Origin of the sequence: Paenibacillus sp. PCH8, assembly GCF_002968835.1 — a bacterium.
Classification (GTDB): Bacteria; Bacillota; Bacilli; order Paenibacillales; family Paenibacillaceae; genus Paenibacillus.
On record NZ_PKQK01000003.1, the window covers coordinates 686,307 to 703,227 of the forward strand.

19 protein-coding genes and 2 pseudogenes are annotated in these 16,921 nt (G+C 46.1%); 1 reads left to right on the forward strand and 20 read right to left on the reverse strand.

Features of this window, described 5'->3' with window-relative positions; genetic code table 11:
- Positions 1 to 26 precede the first annotated feature (26 nt).
- The 6 genes from bshA to C0Q44_RS20360 form a co-directional block, all read right to left on the reverse strand.
- The gene (gene bshA, locus C0Q44_RS20335) at positions 27 to 1,187 is read right to left on the reverse strand and encodes an N-acetyl-alpha-D-glucosaminyl L-malate synthase BshA (RefSeq protein ID WP_105409056.1); all 1,161 of its coding nucleotides are present in this window, start codon (positions 1,185 to 1,187) and stop codon (positions 27 to 29) included.
- A 104-nt stretch (positions 1,188 to 1,291) separates the two neighbouring features.
- A complete protein-coding gene (bshB1, locus tag C0Q44_RS20340) occupies positions 1,292 to 1,990 on the reverse strand; it encodes a bacillithiol biosynthesis deacetylase BshB1 (protein ID WP_105409057.1) in 699 nt (232 codons plus the stop codon).
- Positions 1,987 to 2,427, reverse strand: coding sequence for a methylglyoxal synthase (mgsA, locus tag C0Q44_RS20345; RefSeq protein ID WP_105409058.1), 441 nt, complete (start codon positions 2,425 to 2,427; stop codon positions 1,987 to 1,989). The genes bshB1 and mgsA overlap by 4 nt, the downstream gene beginning before the upstream one ends.
- A gap of 11 nt (positions 2,428 to 2,438) precedes the next feature.
- A complete protein-coding gene (gene dapB, locus C0Q44_RS20350; protein ID WP_105409059.1) occupies positions 2,439 to 3,242 on the reverse strand; it encodes a 4-hydroxy-tetrahydrodipicolinate reductase in 804 nt (267 codons plus the stop codon).
- Positions 3,243 to 3,322: 80 nt separating this feature from the next.
- Positions 3,323 to 3,847, reverse strand: coding sequence for a tetratricopeptide repeat protein (locus C0Q44_RS20355; protein ID WP_105409060.1), 525 nt, complete (start codon positions 3,845 to 3,847; stop codon positions 3,323 to 3,325).
- A 50-nt stretch (positions 3,848 to 3,897) separates the two neighbouring features.
- Positions 3,898 to 4,227 (reverse strand): nucleotide pyrophosphohydrolase, encoded by a 330-nt coding sequence (locus C0Q44_RS20360; protein ID WP_105409061.1) that lies wholly within the window; start codon positions 4,225 to 4,227, stop codon positions 3,898 to 3,900.
- A gap of 171 nt (positions 4,228 to 4,398) precedes the next feature.
- Between C0Q44_RS20360 and C0Q44_RS20365 the strand changes: the two genes are divergently transcribed.
- Positions 4,399 to 5,268: a YitT family protein gene (locus C0Q44_RS20365; protein WP_105409062.1), complete on the forward strand. Its 870-nt coding sequence runs from the start codon at positions 4,399 to 4,401 to the stop codon at positions 5,266 to 5,268.
- A gap of 113 nt (positions 5,269 to 5,381) precedes the next feature.
- On the opposite strand, the gene C0Q44_RS20370 is transcribed toward C0Q44_RS20365, so the two are convergent.
- The 14 genes and pseudogenes from C0Q44_RS20370 to hisC form a co-directional block, all read right to left on the reverse strand.
- Complete coding sequence (locus tag C0Q44_RS20370; protein ID WP_181151097.1) at positions 5,382 to 6,251, reverse strand: sporulation protein YpjB; 870 nt, start codon at positions 6,249 to 6,251, stop codon at positions 5,382 to 5,384.
- A 66-nt stretch (positions 6,252 to 6,317) separates the two neighbouring features.
- Positions 6,318 to 6,944, reverse strand: coding sequence for a DUF1405 domain-containing protein (locus tag C0Q44_RS20375; RefSeq protein WP_105409320.1), 627 nt, complete (start codon positions 6,942 to 6,944; stop codon positions 6,318 to 6,320).
- A gap of 110 nt (positions 6,945 to 7,054) precedes the next feature.
- Entirely contained in the window at positions 7,055 to 7,939 is an 885-nt protein-coding gene (locus tag C0Q44_RS20380; RefSeq protein WP_105409064.1) for a menaquinol-cytochrome c reductase cytochrome b/c subunit, read from the reverse strand.
- 21 nt (positions 7,940 to 7,960) lie between these two features.
- On the reverse strand, positions 7,961 to 8,632 hold the full coding sequence (gene qcrB / locus C0Q44_RS20385; protein WP_105409065.1) for a menaquinol-cytochrome c reductase cytochrome b subunit: 672 nt from the start codon (positions 8,630 to 8,632) through the stop codon (positions 7,961 to 7,963).
- A gap of 15 nt (positions 8,633 to 8,647) precedes the next feature.
- Complete coding sequence (locus C0Q44_RS20390) at positions 8,648 to 9,190, reverse strand: QcrA and Rieske domain-containing protein (protein ID WP_105409066.1); 543 nt, start codon at positions 9,188 to 9,190, stop codon at positions 8,648 to 8,650.
- A gap of 193 nt (positions 9,191 to 9,383) precedes the next feature.
- Positions 9,384 to 9,806 (reverse strand): DUF2487 family protein, encoded by a 423-nt coding sequence (locus C0Q44_RS20395; protein ID WP_105409067.1) that lies wholly within the window; start codon positions 9,804 to 9,806, stop codon positions 9,384 to 9,386.
- Positions 9,807 to 9,957: 151 nt separating this feature from the next.
- Positions 9,958 to 10,137 carry an IDEAL domain-containing protein gene (locus tag C0Q44_RS20400; RefSeq protein WP_017687723.1) on the reverse strand — a complete coding sequence of 60 codons (180 nt, stop codon included), beginning with the start codon at positions 10,135 to 10,137 and terminating at the stop codon, positions 9,958 to 9,960.
- 24 nt (positions 10,138 to 10,161) lie between these two features.
- A complete protein-coding gene (locus C0Q44_RS20405) occupies positions 10,162 to 10,668 on the reverse strand; it encodes a gamma carbonic anhydrase family protein (RefSeq protein ID WP_105409068.1) in 507 nt (168 codons plus the stop codon).
- Positions 10,669 to 10,712: 44 nt separating this feature from the next.
- Positions 10,713 to 11,831 (reverse strand): hypothetical protein, encoded by a 1,119-nt coding sequence (locus C0Q44_RS20410; protein WP_105409069.1) that lies wholly within the window; start codon positions 11,829 to 11,831, stop codon positions 10,713 to 10,715.
- A 275-nt stretch (positions 11,832 to 12,106) separates the two neighbouring features.
- Positions 12,107 to 12,705, reverse strand: a pseudogene (locus C0Q44_RS20415) (histidine phosphatase family protein).
- Between the two features lie 44 nt (positions 12,706 to 12,749).
- The gene (locus tag C0Q44_RS20420; RefSeq protein ID WP_105409070.1) at positions 12,750 to 13,385 is read right to left on the reverse strand and encodes an anti-sigma factor family protein; all 636 of its coding nucleotides are present in this window, start codon (positions 13,383 to 13,385) and stop codon (positions 12,750 to 12,752) included.
- Positions 13,382 to 13,975: an RNA polymerase sigma factor gene (locus C0Q44_RS20425; RefSeq protein ID WP_105409071.1), complete on the reverse strand. Its 594-nt coding sequence runs from the start codon at positions 13,973 to 13,975 to the stop codon at positions 13,382 to 13,384. The genes C0Q44_RS20420 and C0Q44_RS20425 overlap by 4 nt, the downstream gene beginning before the upstream one ends.
- Positions 13,976 to 14,686: 711 nt before the next feature.
- Positions 14,687 to 15,780: pseudogene (locus tag C0Q44_RS20430) on the reverse strand (prephenate dehydrogenase).
- 26 nt (positions 15,781 to 15,806) lie between these two features.
- Entirely contained in the window at positions 15,807 to 16,907 is a 1,101-nt protein-coding gene (gene hisC / locus C0Q44_RS20435; RefSeq protein WP_105409072.1) for a histidinol-phosphate transaminase, read from the reverse strand.
- Positions 16,908 to 16,921 lie beyond the last annotated feature (14 nt).

Consider the following 16,921-nt stretch of genomic DNA (forward strand, 5'->3'; position numbering starts at 1 on the left):
CAGTATCATTTCGCTCGGCAAATTCCTTAACCGCAAACCGGATTCAGATTCGGAACTTCTCTACCCAGCACTCGGTAGTAAATCTGTTCATATTCATGCCGAATTGCATCATTGCAAAAATCATGATGTGCGCGCTGGAGACAAGCATCCCTGAACTCCGCAGCCAAACGATCATCCGTCAATAAACGGATCGTGTTCTCGGCCATGGATTGCGTATCTCCGATTGAGGACAGGAAGCCTGTCTTGCCATGTAAAACCAGTTCCGGAATTCCTCCAGCCTGAGAACCGACAGTTGGTACACCACAAGCCATCGCTTCAAGCGCCACGAGTCCAAAACTTTCTTTCTCCGATGGAAGCATCAATACGTCAGCCATGGAAATCACCTGAGCAATGTCATCCTGTTTGCCAAGGAAATGAACCTTATCACTCAAACCGAGCTCATTAATCTTCGATTGTATCTTAGGCAAATCAGGCCCCTCACCAACAAATAACAGTTTGGATGGAACCTGCTCCTGCACCTGACGGAAGACCTCTACAACATCTTGAGTTCTCTTCACAGGACGGAAATTGGAAATATGCATTAATATTTTTTCCTCAGGCGCAGCGAAATCTCTTCGCAGACTGGCAGCATCCCGCGGATAATATATTCGTTTGTCAATAAAATTGTAGGTCAGGTCAATGGGACGCTGAATATCCAGCAGATCCACCGTTTCTCGGATCAAATCTTTCGATACTGCAGTGACCGCGTCACTTTCATTAATCGCAAGACGAATCAAATCCTTTAGAGTTTCATCCTGAGCCAGAACGGTAATATCCGTTCCATGCAAAGTGGTAACGACTTTGAGACCATCCCCTACCATCTGTTTCGCGAGAAAGGCACATACTGCGTGTGGCACGGCATAATGAACATGCAACAGATCCAGCTGCTGGGACTTGGCTACTTGAGCCATCTTTGTAGCGAGTGAAAGGTCATATGGAGGATAACGGAAAACGTAATAGTCGTTTACTTCTACTTCATGATAAAAAATATTTTTCTGGAACGTGCCCAGTCTGAACGGGATACTGTTGGCGATAAAGTGAACCTGATGCCCCTGTTCGGCAAGCAATTTGCCCAGCTCCGTTGCGACAACGCCAGACCCTCCGAGGGACGGATAACAGGTGATTCCAATTTTTAGCTTTTGATCCATCCGGTGGACGCTCCTTTAATCTCCCGCATACAGCGGGTTGATATAATACAACGGAATAATGAAATGAAACGATTCATTCATTAACACGTAAAATGTAAAATCGTTTATTGAGCAGCTGTGCCAAATTGATTCACCACGTAAGGTGTAATTGTAGCAAAACCTTCTGCAAACGCTATGAGGCTACGTTGTCCAAGCAAGGAATCACGAGCCTTTACACGTTCAATATACCCTTGGTTGAGTGGCGTGGAGACCACTCCGTCTCCCCGTTCGAATTGGGAACGATAACTGAGCAATGAATTTTCTTTTTGCTCATAGTGTTCCGAAATATCCACAATCAAATCCGTAGGTCCAATATCGTTAATAAAGTAAAAATACAGTTCCTTCACTTGTACGGCAGGCATGTCCGGCATGTAGTTCCGAAGCTTGGCATTAAATACGGCTTCCTGCACAAGTTTGCTGCAATGGACATGATCCGGATGACGATCTTCCCAGTAAGGGGCAAATACCATGCGAGGGGCATGACGCCGAATCTCAGCGGTTACAGCCTGTACATGTTCGGGAGTAATATATAATCCCCGATCAGGAAGAGCGAGATTGGTTCGACACGAAAGACCGAGGATGCTGGAGGCTTGCTCCGCTTCCTCGGTTCTGCGCTCTACTGTTCCGTTGGATGACATCTCAGCCCGCGTCAGATCACACACGCCTACTTTCAAGCCGGCAGCGGTATGTTTGGCAATGGTGCCACCCATACCAATCTCCGCATCGTCCGCATGTGCTCCAAAGATGAGAATATCCAGACTCATTCAGAATCACCTGAATTCAATCCTGCCTCCGGCTTGTATTTATGTACAAGCTCTCTCCAGGCAAAATCGCCACGATCCAGAGCCTTTACCAGAATTTCGGCTGTTGCGATATTCGTGGCAAGTGGAATTCCCTGTACATCACAGAGACGCAGCAGCGCATTAATATCCGGCTCGTGTGGTTGTGCCATCAGTGGGTCACGCAGAAAAATAATCAGATCCATCTCATTTTGTGCAACCAAGGCTCCAATCTGCTGATCTCCGCCCAATGGGCCCGATTCAAATCGATGAATCTGCAGAGAAGTTCCTTCCATAATGCGAAGCCCTGTTGTTCCGGTGGAGTACAATTGATGGTCTGTAAAAACAGGTTCATATGCTGTTACGAAGTTAACCATCTCTTCTTTTTTGCGATCATGGGCGATAAATGCTATTTTCAACATGACAATCTCCTTTAGTCAATAAAGTGATCAAATCCGTAGATAAGTCCTGTATATTCCATAACCTTCTGTACACCGATCTTAACACCAGGCATATAACCTGCACGTTCATAAGAGTCATGCCGAATTTTAAGCGACTGTCCGTAGTCTCCAAAAACAACTTCCTGCTGCGCAAAAACGCCGGGCAATCGTACACTGTGAATTCGGAAACCATTGTAATAACCGCCTCGTGATCCTTCAATCGTTTCTTCTTCATTGGGATTACCCTGACGATGTTCTTCACGATTGGCAGCAATCAGCTCGGCTGTTTTGATTGCTGTCCCTGAAGGGGCATCCAGCTTCTGATCTCCGTGATATTCAATGATTTCCACATTAGGCATATGTTTGGCAGCCTGTGCTGCAAATCGCATCATTAGAATGGCACCGATCGAGAAGTTAGGGGCAATAAGCCCACCAATCCCTTTGTCCTGACACTGCTTGTCCAACTGTTCAATCTGCTCCGGCGTGAAGCCAGTAACACCCATGACAGGTCTGACTCCATGACGGATCGCAATCTCGGTATGAGCAAATGCATATTGCGGCACTGTAAAATCAACCATAACCTGTGGCTTCGTTTCGGCAAAAGCCATTTCAATGTCATCGGTTACCAGTACTCCACACTCTGGCAAACCAACCAGTGTTCCGGCATCCGTGCCTGCTCCGGAGCGGTTGACTGCAGCTGCAAGCTCCAGTTCCGGGTCCTGAAGTACCAATTTCACGACTTCACGGCCCATTCGACCAGCCGCTCCGATCACGGCAACTCTTATTACTTCACTCATTGGCTGCATCTCCTCGCTATGTTGGAATATATCGTTGAATCCATTTCAACTTCACAGGGATATCCCTGTGAAATGAAATCTTACTGAATGGATTTCATACGTTGCTTGATTTCCTGTAACATCTGATGCAATTGCCCGTTCTGCGGGTCCAGTAAAATGGCCTCACGTAGCGCCTGCATGGCACATTCAAATTCATTCAGGTCACTGTAGGCCAGTGCAAGCATAACATGTGCTTCGACGAAAAGCGGATCAAGTCTGACCGCTTCCTTCAGAAGCGTAGACGCTTCCACATAACGTTCTTGTGTTTCCATACCAGCCTGTTCCAGCAGCAGTTTGGCTTTGAAGGTCAATTGTTTCGCTTCCAATGTCTGCAGATGCAGAATATACTCTTCTGTTCCATTGGACAATTCAACCGCCTTGCGTGCGTATTCAAGCGCAGGAATCAGATGCTTGCTACGGGCATGCGTAATCGAACAGCGATAATATAACTCCGCATGTTTTGGATGAGCATGAATGGCTGACTCGAACCAACGAATGGCCTGCTCAAAATCATTTTTCAATATACAGTGGTATGCCTGCTGCATATAATCTTCCGGTTTCATCATCAAAGCTGACCTCCCCGATTGGGTGATGGTACAGCATATGTAATCTACGCCTAATCGGTGTTTTTTGGAGTCCACCGATTGGCATCGCGAGTATTAAATTTATGCATGACTTTGTCATGCGCCTCAGCCAGATCAATTCCCAGCGAGTTGGCAAAACAAATCGTGATAAATAAAATGTCTCCGAGCTCAAGTTCAATGGAATTGGCAGCTTCGGAAGACTTCTTCGGTTTCTCACCGAACTCGTGATTCACTTCCCTGGCAAGCTCTCCAACCTCTTCTGACATCCGGGCGAGCATGGCCAGAGGACTGAAGTATCCCTCCTTGAACTGGGAAATATAAAGGTCAACCTCACGCTGCATTTCTGCGATGCTTTTCTCCATGAGAACGGATTCTCCTTTTGAAATGATGTCGTATTTGTTCCTAATATATCAGTTATTTAGATTCACTTCCACCATCATTAGCCACAAATCATTTTTAAAGAATGGATAAACAGGTATACTAGGATGGAATGATTGCTTCCTCATTCTAAATTAAGTACAGAGAGGGATCTTATGAGCACTTCCAAAACCTGGGTTCAAGTCAAACTGGTTCTGCCCATCTTGTTGGGTACTGCCTTATATGCCTTCGGGCTCCTGTATTTCATTATCCCCAACCAGCTTATGGAAGGTGGCCTCACCGGGGTTACGTTGTTGATTAATTATGCATTCGGGATCTCACCTTCACTCACCACCCTGATTCTTAACATTCCCCTTTTTCTGATTGGACTCAAAATTTTGGGCAGCAGACAGATGATCTACACCGGGATCGGTATTGGAGCATTAACCGTGTTTCTGTGGTTGTTCGAAAAATGGATTCATCTGGGATGGATTAAACCCTTACATACCGAGAATGATCTATTGCTTGCAGCACTATATGCAGGTGTTACCTTGGGTGCTGGCCTTGGTATCGTATTTCGCTGGGGTGGAACGACGGGCGGATCGGACATTATTGCTCGTATTCTCAATCGCAAGTATGGTTGGAGTATGGGCCGAGTTTTGCTGGGCATCGATTTCATTATTATTGGTCTCTCTCTCATCTACATCCCCAAAGAGAAAATCCTGTATACACTGGTGGCTGTATTTATTGCCTCCAAAGTCATCGACTTTATTCAGGAAGGTGCATATTCTGCACGAGCATTCATGATTATCAGTGACCATGCACCCGAGATTGCAGAGCAGATTACAAGGGATATGGATCGCGGCGTTACCCTCATTCCAGCCATTGGAGCCTATTCCAAGCAGGCCAAGCATATGGCCTACTGCGTGATCTCCAGGCAAGAGTTCAGGCGATTGCAAACCATTGTACGTTCCATTGATCCGAGGGCTTTTGTCATCATAAGTGATGTTCACGATGTGCATGGAGAAGGTTTCAAAGAGAGTTAACGCATGTACACTGAACACAGATTATAAAAAAACCTCTTTCCACATAAATAGCCGGTATACAGGCTCTATGTGTGGGTAGAGGTCTTTTTATATACGATCAGGTTCATAATGCATTACCGTCGAAAAGGAAAAACGCCATGCTGCTGCGCACGATATTTACGATACCCGGCATAACCCAGTGTGGCCACAATGGCCGAACTGATGAGCAACCCGGCTGCCCTTCGATCAGGCCCCTGCACAAACGGTACAAAAGCACTCTCGTCCTTCTCGCGACCAAACAACTGATTCACCAATTCCTCCCCATGGCCCACCATGCTCTTTAATTGAACGAGATCAGGCTTCTTGGCCGTTGTAAGCCCCTTGGTATGAGATAACCAAGCGTCCACCTGCGCAATCACATATGGCTCATGGCGAATCATTGCAGCAGGGCGAATCGTCTCATAATGCTCTTCAAGAACAGCGTAGCGGTTCACCAGTATGGTTGCAGTTTGCCCCTGATTTGTAGCAGCGGATAAAGCATCCAGATCGTTTTTTACGATTTTATAATACTGAAGCCATAAAGGCTTGGTCGGATTCGCGAGACTATCTGCTGCAAGTCTGAGTTTGGCAGTAGCTTGCTGGAGTGAGTCATCGTCATGTTTCACCTTAACAACTGCTTCTTTCACTTCAACTACGGTTTCGGACAAGGCATGAATGCCCTCGACTGTCGTTTGTCCCTGAAAGGAGATGTGCTCCAGACTCTTACTTATGCGCAGAATGCTTCCTCGCACTTCCTCCATATCGTTCTCAAGCGCCTGACGATACAGCAAGGCTGCTTCTTCATTCAATTGTGCAATTGAATTGCTTGTAGACACGTGCTGGTCTGTATTCGAATTCAATCCTTCACTTTGCGCGGATACACGATATGATAAGTTCGTCCAAAGCAGCAGAGCCATGAACAATACCACTAATAATCTGGTCTTGATCCTAAACGTTCTCTTCATGGACATCCCTCCCACCATCAATGTATGGCAGAGTGAAGTCCCTTAGAACAAGCTCAAGATATGATATTAGTTCCTTTTTGCTTGTCTCAATGTAAGCCATGCACACAGAATACTCACCAGCGTAAGCCCGAATGTGAAATTACGCACACCATTGATATGACTATATAGGGAACCGGGTAACCAGGGGTAGATACCATATGTATAATCCATCGTATCATTCAACAGCGTCCAAAGACCTGCAACTGCAAGACTAGCCCAACGGAAGCCGAAGAACCGCACATAGATTAGAGCTTCAATCGCCATCGCACTATGCGAGGCAATCAACATCCAGTCTTGCCAGTGCTGTGCACCGCCTTGCATCCAGCCAGCGAAAATAATGGATACGGCCCACACACCGTATTTCACAGATGTGACCACTGCAAGTGCCTGAATCACATGTCCAATCCGTTTAATAATGATAGATCGTGGTGGGTATAACACCCATAACAATGCTAACGTAAAAAACAAACTTGCCGTTGGACTATCTGGCACAAATACGATCTGCCAAACGGGCTGCTCAGCTAGCGTCATCTTCATTTGATCTCCGTACCAGATGTAACCGTATACGGTTCCTACCGCATTACACCAAAACAAAAGCCACAGGAAATACCGATTGGTCAGAAATTCCCTACTCCAGAAAAACGATAAAGCCACCATGCCCGCCCCTTCCTTCATCACATGTTATGCATATTACTGTGTTGTCCAAAAAACACTTCAAAAAACCTGACCGCATAAACGATCAGGTTTCATTGGCTATTTCGATTTTACTGTTCTACCTTCTGTTTCGCAAGCCATTCGGCCAGATGATTAATCTCTTCATCCGTGACGCCTTTGGCAATAGCATTATCGTACTGAGGAGGCATTACGTTGTAACCCTCTTTAATAATGGTCAGAATCTCTTCCTGGCTGTGTTTGTCACCTACGCCTCGAAGTGAAGGTCCACTTGCTCCCTTCATATCAGCCGCATGGCAACCAATACAACCGGCCTTCTTGTACGTTTCCATTGCAGGGTCATCCTTTTCCACGATTGCAACTTCTTGCTTTTGCCCTGGCGCATTGGAAACTGGTGGAAGCCCCTGTTCACGCCTCTCCAACGCCTCTTCTTCACGTTGAATATGTTCAGGCTTCTGACCACTTGCTTCCAACTCATGCTCGTAGTGCGTCCAAGCTACATTTGTCAGATAAATAACAGAAATGACCGACAGAAGCATCAGGGATGAAGCAATCGGACGTTTGTAGAAACGCCTCTCCTTGCCCGTGTCCAGAAATGGTGCCAACAGCAAAGCGCCAAAGGCAATCCCGCTGACCCCGAGCACCCCCAGCAGGACGTAATCACCTGATGCGTAAGGATACTTCAGATACTGATACAGAAAAAGGAAGTACCAGTCCGGCATGGGAATAACGGATGCGCTCGGATTGGCCGGATAACCCAAGGGTGCAGGTTCTGAGATCGTTAGCACCAGGATCCCCACCAATACAACGACACCAACCATCCATTCTTTCAGCAGGAAGTTGGGAATAAAAGCTTCTGACTTGCCAGGATACGCCGTGTAATCAGGCGGAGTAATAAATCCCGCCCCTTTACGAACGCGTGAATCACCGACAAAGATAACCTTTTCCTCATCATCCTTCTTGTGTCCATGAGCCATTGCGATTCCTCCCTTCTCAGTTTATAGTGGTCCCGAAATGCCCTGTTTGCGGATCATGATGAAGTGTCCGACCAGAAGCACCAGAAGCACCGCGGGGAGGAAGAATACATGCAGGGCAAAGAATCGGGTTAGTGTCTGTGCACCAACGATGGTACCGCCTTGCAGGAATTCTTTGATAATGGGTCCGAGCCAAGGGACCGTATTGGCGATTTCCAGTGTAACTTTTGTTGCAAAATAGGCTTTGTTATCCCATGGCAGCAAGTACCCTGTCAGCCCCAGACCTAGCATAACGAAAAAGATAAGCATGCCCACAACCCAGTTCATTTCGCGCGGTGCTTTGTAAGAGCCTGTAAAGAACACACGCATCGTATGTAAGAACATCATTACGATAACCAGACTGGCTCCCCAGTGGTGCATACCACGCACAATTTGACCGAAAGCTACTTTGGTCTGCAGATACTCCACACTCGCGTATGCATTGATAATATCAGGTACATAATACATGGTCAGGAACATGCCTGACAGAATCTGAATAACAGTGATAAAGAACGTCAATCCACCAAAGCAGTACACGAATGCGGAAAAGTGATGAGCCGGATTTACATGCTCTGGTACTTCATGATCCGCAACGTCCCTCCAGATTGGCGTGATATCGAGACGCTCGTCAATCCAGTCATAGACATTTTTAAACATCTGCGTTCACGCCTCCTAATTCACTCGGGTGTTCGGAACAATGTCGCCCAGATATACCCAACCCTGCTCTTCCTTAACTACGTACTCATCCAGCGGTTTGGGGGCTACGGCAAGATTTTTCCCTTCCTTGTCATAGTGCGCGCCGTGGCAGGGACAATGATACTCGTTAGGGTATTGTTTATCGCTATTCCAGCCTACTGTACACCCTAAATGCTTACAGATAGGTGAGAGCGCATAAATTTTCCCCTGCTCGTCTTTGCGAATCCATGCTACCAACGATGCATTACTCAGATACCAACCATCCTGTTGTTGAAGTTCAAAGGTGAATTCTTGAGGTTCATTCGTAATTTTACTGATCTCAGCTACTTTGACAGAGGTGCCTTCTCCCTTGTGCTGCAAAATCGGGTCCACCGCAAAACGGACCATGGGTAGAATCGCACCGGCGGCCATATAGGCTGTAGCTCCACCAAGCGTGTAAGTCAAAAACTGCCTGCGTGACATTTCCATCCTGCTTGGCAATTTAATCGAGGCTTCGTGCTGGTCATGCTCACTGCTCATACTGTCTCCACCCCCCTTTTTCAGCCAACTCTCTCAATCGTTTTCATTATCAGAAATTCCACGACTTACTAGAACATACATAATCATATAGTAGCCCTAGAACACCGTCAAGAATTTGTCACACATTTTTAAGGTTCAATTGTAAGCGTTATTAAAAAAGTGTTGTAATTTTGTCACATTTAGATCAAAAACCTCATTTTTTCCACAACTCTCGTATTTTCTCCCCGACATATCTCGCAAGTCCTTCTTCTCCGATCTCACGGGTTAACGCTGATCGACTCAACACCAGATCAGCAGATGAAATTTTCGCTCCGCCGAATTCACCATCAGATGACATAATAACCACATATTTGAAACCAGAGGATTTGAGCTGTTCGGACAAGGAATTTAATGTCATTGACATTTCTGAATGAGCATAATGAAAGGCTGGATACGTCATGATTCTTCCTTTGAAAGGTATTTCGACCAGATCCAGAAAATCTCTCAGCCGCTCCAGTGCCTCGGTAGCTTCAACTGGCGACTGATTACCGCTAAGAGCCGTATATGGTATAAGGCATGTATCCAGATAGAGTTGCAGTTCAGCCCAGCTGTCTTGATTCATCTCACTGAATTTCAATTCCCTATATCCCCTTTCTATCCATTTTATTCCCATATTATATATGAGCATATGTTATAAAGCTAGACATTCATTTCAAAATCACGCATATCAAAAAGGAAACACGCATCAGCGCATTCCCTTTTATCTTAGAAAAGAAGTTTAGTACCCATCAGTTTATGGTCCTCAGTTCATCCGTCAGACTCCGGAAAGCTACTTCGTCTCCGGTAGCTAACGCTTTATCGATTTCCAAATAGAGTTTCTCGCTGCGCTGTTTGCGAAGCGCTTCGTCCCACACCATCTCAGCTGCCAGCCCCAACATGACTTCATACGTAACTTTCATTTTATCCAATAGGATGCACCTCCAAAAACGGATTTAAGAGCTCCTATATTCTTTTCCTTTGGTAACATAACCCAGTGAAGTTCTGGACATCCGATCCAGATCGGCATCTGTCAGCTCACGAATCACTTTGGCAGGTGTCCCCAAAGCCAGAGTATAGGGCGGAATTTTGCTATTTTCAGTAACTACGGAACCGGCCCCGATCAGCGTATATTCGCCAATGTCGGCTCCATTAAGCAGGATGGCTCCCATTCCGATTAATGAACCTGTTCCAATACGACAACCATGAATGATCGCTGAATGCCCTACTGAAACATCGTCTCCCATAATTAATGGTTGGTCTGTATTGACATGCCCAACAGCATTGTCTTGGATATTACAGCGTTGTCCAATAATAATAGGTGCCAAATCGCCTCGTAATACAGCATTGAACCAGACGGAAGAGTCTTCTCCCATTCTCAGATCACCAATCAATTTTGCTCCCTCAGCCATATATACCGAAGGGTGTAGCTGTGGTTGTAGACCTTTGTACGGAATTATCATTCATATCACTCCTTAATTTGGGAGTGATTTTAGCAACTTGTCCTTTACTTGTCAAACATAATAGGTTTAATTTCTCCTGAGATCGAACGACAGGATGCAGCAAGACGCGAACCCCAAGCTGTCATTTGTACTGTCCGGCCTTCTTCATGCTCCCCTATGCGAACCATACCAAGGTGCAACATCATTTTAATGATTCGGTTATCATAAATGGCTTCTGCCGTATCATAATAAAACGGCTGAATGAATGGGCCGATCTGACGAAACAGCGACTCGACGGTTGACCATTCAGAGGCACATTCACCTGTCCAGTACACAATAGAAGACAGATTCGGAATAGCACCTTTATACAATCTTAACCAAAACCTGAATAGCTGTATCATTTCGGCTGTTTTCTCAGCCCCCAGCTTCTCTTCTCCAGATGATGATAACTTCAGCATGCCTTGCTCCTCACGGACCAGACGATGATGAAACGCATAGTCGTATACCAGAGCGAAACGATCCGGGTAATCCTTAAATGAACGTCCATATCCGAATCTCCATCCAGCTTTGCCTACCAATTCTTCACTAATATGCAGATGATCCATAATTTGTTGTTGAGAGCGACGGTACATCATGCCTTCGGCGTTAAGGGCAATTTCATACTGCTGGACAAACTGCAGGAACAACTTGAGATCATCCGCTAACAGATGGTACTCATCCCGATACATAGGCGGTTCCGTCGTTTTGGTAATACCTGCCCGCAAATGTGTGGATAACACATCCCTGAATCTCAATTTCAGATCCTGTGGCACCTGATACAGATATCGGGTCTGCTGCGTGGTCCCATTGAACAACCATCCACTCTTATTAAAGCGTACGATGAGATCACGTGGACTGACGCCAGCCTCACTCTCCTTTTTGTCCATCGATTGACGGGCTATGGCAACGAGTTCTTCCATACCATAGTACTTCCGAGGATCAAACAATACATTGTTCAAAAAGCGCTGATCTGCTTGATTCAGTTGACGTACCTGCTCCTCAAAAAAAGGTCTGCTACCCAATGTAGTGAGAATACTCTGGATGAGTTCGTGTTTGGAGTTAGGCTTGCATTCACATTGGTAATAGTCTGCTATTCGATTAAGCTGGCCAATATCGGCAAAAGTTAGCATATCCGCTAGATTCATGGGTCCATCGCCTCGCCCGTTTACTACTTCGGCTGCTGATTCGGGGCCTGAAATAGTTTGGTTTTGTAAATATCGTTGACGGAATCCCCATAATCTAAACCTGTTTTTGGAAATCTTTTATGTTGGAATCAATTTCATAATACCCTTAGTGAATTATGAAGTTGATTCGTTAACCATACTATGCCCCATGTTGGACAATCAGAAGAAAAATGAGAGGTTTGTAATCATATAGAACTTACTTGCCCATAAAACGCAAAAAAACAACCCAAGTTGGATTACTTAGGTTGTTTCGCTGTATCCAGAGACAAATGTCGTATGCAATTATATAAAAGTGGAATCCAGTCGTCATGTCCCTTTTCCAGGATCGTCAGGGACAGATTTCCAATTCGTTCCGTATACCGATCTTTATACAAAACAGTTAACAGGTTGGCCAGAAATGCTCCATGAGATATAATAAGCACGTTTTGGTCCGGGTAGGCAGACCATAAATCTTCCAGAAACGTCAGTGCACGAACCTGGATATCAGCAATCTGTTCCTGACCCAAATCCAGAGCCTCCCAGGATTCCCCCAGCGAGCAACCCGTTCTTCTGAAGTCAGACCTTCAATCTGACCAAAAGCCCTTTCTTTCAACCGTGCGTCCGGCTCAAGCATAGGTACATTCAACAGTTTGGAGATAATCTCCCCTGTTTCCTGTGCCCGCGATAATCCACTTGTGATGATATAATCCCATTGGTATTCTTCGGTCAACAAACGTCTTCCCAGGCGTTCTGCCTGTTCACGACCCTCTCCATTTAGAGGTATATCGGTCTGGCCCTGAATACGGCCCGCCGCATTCCAGTCTGTAAGACCGTGACGAATAAGCCCAATTCGCACCTTCATCCCTCATTTCTCCACACGGTGAACGAAAGGTTAATTACCTATGCACGTGCACCTTGTTTACGTTTATTCGTTGTTCGATGCATACGTCCAAGAGAAAATAAAGCCATTCCTATTGCGAGTAAAGACAGTGCCATCCAATACTGAGGATAAGCAGGTCCCACGCTCACAACGAATGGTTCAATAATGCTTCCTCTGTCCGCTTCCGAAATGTTGTACTGATACAACCCAGAGGACGACGATGCGCTTCCTGCAACACCCGTCTCCAGTATACCCGTAGTTACAACACTGGATTTCTCAGCTTCTGATACGTTTGGCTTAAACATCGCCATGTACAGAAAGCTGCATAAAAATATAGCCAGGAACGCAGCAATCCACAAAGACATATGCTTGCGAATCGCAGCAGAGAAACGATTAACCTTTGCCTCTTCCGGCAATAGCCATGGAGACTCCGCGTAGATTCGGTCCATAACGTTTCGGTTCACTCTCTCTGCCTGTTGTTCTGTCACTGGGACCGGAATACTGTGCAGTAAGATCTGTGCTTCTTCCCAGACCTCAAACTGCTCCGAGCACTCTTCACAACCAGCAAGATGAGCATGAAATGCAATCCGCTGAGAATGAGCTTCCGGCAAGTCCCAGACCAGTGCAAACAGTTCCTGGGCTTCATTGCAATTCATTGGTTCTTCATCCCTTCATATGGCTCGTACACCGGTTCGAAGAAATAAGGCTCCAGCTGAGTTTTTACGCTCGATCTTGCTCTGAATAATAGCGATTTCACAGAACTGACGCTCTGCCCAAGAATATTCGCAATCTCTTGGTAGTCTAGTTGATCATACTCGCGGAGTATAATCGCAGAACGCTGCTTCTCCGGCAAATTGTTAATCGCATCTCTAACCAGCATGACCCGCTCGCCTCTTAGTACAGCATACTCCGGCCCATTCTCCGAAGGAGCAACGGGGACAATCCCGCTCTCTTCAAGTGGAATATTTCCACTACGCTGTTTGCGAAGCTCACTCAGCACCGTATTTCTCGCAATGGTATATAACCAGGTTGAGAATGAGGCATCCACCTCACGGAAAGAGTGCAGACTGCGGAACGCTTTATAGAAAGTCTCAGAACAGAGATCTTCCGCAAGCAGCTCCATATTGGAACTTTTCAACATATGATATACGAAAGCCAGTATTTTACGCTGATAACGACCCATCAGCTCGGAATATAACTCCAAGTTACCTTCCTTGATCTCTCGAATCAACTGGGAATCCGTCATTTGAGTGCGACCCCTCCTCGCCCATCCATGTGCTTCTCCCCGTTCGACTCTACCCATGTATTACCGAACAGGCGCAAAAAAGTTGCGGTTCTCACCGCATAAAACAGCGTTCAGTGCCATAACTGGCCTTCCCGCCAAATTCCCCTATGTAATGGCAATTTCCCCAACGTTTCTACATTAACAGTATTTATTGTACAACGGTCTGCATCATCCTGGCAAATCCATTGCGATACAGAGAAACCCGACCTGTCATTCATATGCGGTCATTTTCGCCTTCATGACTTTGTTTTGAAGCTTTTTGGAACGCCTTTCTTAATAAACGAAAGAGAAGCTAAAAAGGTTACAAAAATGTGATTTTTTAATCTACTTTCTATCAAGGGCTATTAAAACAGATGAGAAGAATCGTTATGGGGGTGTGGGGGTGTGAGTATCATAACAAAATTATATTTTAACGCAAAAAAAAGACCGCTTACATAAGCGGCCATTGCTCACGTGGAGCAATACAGTTATTGGATAGGAGTGGAGAGAAACCATACTGTACCCTTATTATATGTATACGTTTTCATTTTGTCAACACTTTAAGTGAATTTATTTGAAAAAATTAGATCTAACGGAAATCCAGGGTAATTCATCCTTTTTTCCGTCATCCTATTCAATCGTTTTAACTAACTAAAATTATGTTCAAAAAAGAGGGCTTTCGCCCTCTTCTTCCTAGATCCACACTTGATAGCCTAAGGAATCCAATAACGTCTTGGCCCGTTCCATATCTTCTTCCTGGCGGAAGGACAGGCGCATAATGCCCGGCACATCCACCCGGTTCTCAATAATCTCCAGGTTGCTCAGGTTGATATCATTTGCTCCAAGCTCCGTTGCGATCTTGCCGATCATACCAGGTGCATCCTGGACATCGGTATACAGATCAAACAAGGGTGAGATCATACCTTTTCGTCGCTCTGGCAATATACTGCGGAACTCACGTGCCTGACGGAATGCTTCCTCAATGCCCTCACCATTCTTATGCTCCAGCATATCCGTGAAGGCCGTCATTTGGCTATTCCAGTCCTTGAGCAAGCCAAGGAGTACATTACGGTTGCTAAGCAGGATGTCTCTCCACACAATGGCGTCACTGGACGCAATCCGGGTAATATCTCGGAACCCACCTGCGGCCAGCATTTTGTATAGTGGATTCGACTCATTATATTCACGCACCTGGTTTACCAGCGCTACAGCAATAACATGTGGCAGATGACTTATCGCCCCACAATGTCATCGTGCAGCAGTGGCTCTACACGAACGATCTGGGCACGGGTATACGCAAGCAGCTCAGACAACCTGCTGTACGCTTCCTCAGGCACATGTTCTGAAGGAGTCAAGACGTAGTATGCATTCTCAAACAACACGGCTGAAGCCGCGTCTACGCCTGCACGCTCCGATCCTGCCATGGGATGACCGCCAATAAAGTAAGCATCGGTCAACCGCACATGCTCGGCACAAGCGGCAATGGAAGCCTTGGTACTTCCCACGTCCGTAATAATGCACCCTTTTTTTAATGGAAGCTTGGAAAGCTGTTCGAAATAAGATTCAAGCAGCCCTACGGGCACACACAAAAAAATAAAGTCGGCACCCTGTACCGCTTCCTCCAGAGAGAGTGTAGCATCATCCACCACACCACTCGCTATGTACTTGTCTTTCAGTTCAGCCAAGTGGGCGTAGCCCATCACGGTTACACCAGGTTTGCCTTTGAAGCAAAGCGCAAGTGAGCCGCCGATGAGCCCTACTCCGATCATTGCAATTTTTAGTTTCATGGGTCCTCACTCTTTCATCGCCAGAATTAAGGGCGTACTACCGCCTTCTCAGCCAGCGTGTTCTCCAGTGCCGTGACAAATGTACGGTTCTGTTCTGATGTTCCTACGGACACACGAATGTAGGTTGGGTATACGTGGAATCCTGGGCGAACGATAATGCCTTGTTTCAGCAAGGATTGGAATGCTACCGCCGAAGGCATGTTCAGATCAACCATAATAAAGTTACCCTGTGAAGGGAAATAGGACAGCCCCAACCGTGTAAATTCATTTTGCAGGAAATCCCGATCCGTCGCATTCCGCTTTGAGCATTCTTGGACGAAAGTCTGATCTTGAAGTGCAGCCATAGCCGCTACCTGTGCGAAACGGGAAGTATTAAACGGCTCCCGTACACGGTTAATCAGATTAATGACTTCCGGACGTGCAATACCGTATCCAATGCGGAGTGAAGCCAAACCATATATTTTGGAGAAAGTCCGCAAAATCACGAGATTCGGATAACGCTCGATCAATGAGATACTTTGCGGATAGGCCTCATCCGTTACGAATTCATAATACGCCTCGTCCAGCACAACCATCACATGAGAAGGTACGCGATCCATAAATGCGGTTAGTTCCTGTGCAGAGATAATCGTTCCGGTAGGGTTATTCGGATTGCATACCCATACGGCTTTGGTCTTATCGCTGATTTTAGCGAGCATGGCCGTCAGATCATGCGTCCCATCCTTCAATGGTACTTCGATGGTGACGGCACCCTCGATATCTGCATTGCTTTTATATACGGAGAATGTCTGATCAGCCATGATGGTTTCGTCTCCCGGCAGGAAGAAAGCCCGTGTAATCAAAGCAATGATCTCATCAGATCCGCATCCGAATATCAGATTATTCCGTTCCACTCCAAGGTGATTGGCAAGAACCCCCGTGAGCTCAGCTGAGCTACCATCAGGGTATATACTTACATTAGCCATTTCTCTTGTAATGGCTTCCAGAGCGGCAGGAGAACTGCCATACGGATTTTCGTTGGAGGCCAACTTGATGACTTGTTCAAGCCCCAGTTCACGTTTCACTTCTTCAATCGGTTTGCCCGGCTGATACACAGGCAGATTGACAATCTGGGATTTCGGTTTCAATCCGACCGCCTCCT

Bases quoted from the DNA above. Each gene is read 5' to 3' on its own strand.
- C0Q44_RS20370 (WP_181151097.1), bottom strand. From the start codon at position 6,251: ATGAAGAGAACGTTTAGGATCAAGACCAGATTATTAGTGGTATTGTTC.
- C0Q44_RS20380 (WP_105409064.1), bottom strand. From the start codon at position 7,939: ATGGCTCATGGACACAAGAAGGATGATGAGGAAAAGGTTATCTTTGTC.
- qcrB (WP_105409065.1), bottom strand. From the start codon at position 8,632: ATGTTTAAAAATGTCTATGACTGGATTGACGAGCGTCTCGATATCACG.
- C0Q44_RS20355 (WP_105409060.1), bottom strand. From the start codon at position 3,847: ATGATGAAACCGGAAGATTATATGCAGCAGGCATACCACTGTATATTG.
- dapB (WP_105409059.1), bottom strand. From the start codon at position 3,242: ATGAGTGAAGTAATAAGAGTTGCCGTGATCGGAGCGGCTGGTCGAATG.
- C0Q44_RS20420 (WP_105409070.1), bottom strand. From the start codon at position 13,385: ATGAATTGCAATGAAGCCCAGGAACTGTTTGCACTGGTCTGGGACTTG.
- C0Q44_RS20425 (WP_105409071.1), bottom strand. From the start codon at position 13,975: ATGACGGATTCCCAGTTGATTCGAGAGATCAAGGAAGGTAACTTGGAG.
- C0Q44_RS20390 (WP_105409066.1), bottom strand. From the start codon at position 9,190: ATGAGCAGTGAGCATGACCAGCACGAAGCCTCGATTAAATTGCCAAGC.
- C0Q44_RS20410 (WP_105409069.1), bottom strand. From the start codon at position 11,831: ATGAATCTAGCGGATATGCTAACTTTTGCCGATATTGGCCAGCTTAAT.
- bshA (WP_105409056.1), bottom strand. From the start codon at position 1,187: ATGGATCAAAAGCTAAAAATTGGAATCACCTGTTATCCGTCCCTCGGA.
- C0Q44_RS20405 (WP_105409068.1), bottom strand. From the start codon at position 10,668: ATGATAATTCCGTACAAAGGTCTACAACCACAGCTACACCCTTCGGTA.
- C0Q44_RS20360 (WP_105409061.1), bottom strand. From the start codon at position 4,227: ATGGAGAAAAGCATCGCAGAAATGCAGCGTGAGGTTGACCTTTATATT.
- bshB1 (WP_105409057.1), bottom strand. From the start codon at position 1,990: ATGAGTCTGGATATTCTCATCTTTGGAGCACATGCGGACGATGCGGAG.
- C0Q44_RS20365 (WP_105409062.1), top strand. From the start codon at position 4,399: ATGAGCACTTCCAAAACCTGGGTTCAAGTCAAACTGGTTCTGCCCATC.
- mgsA (WP_105409058.1), bottom strand. From the start codon at position 2,427: ATGTTGAAAATAGCATTTATCGCCCATGATCGCAAAAAAGAAGAGATG.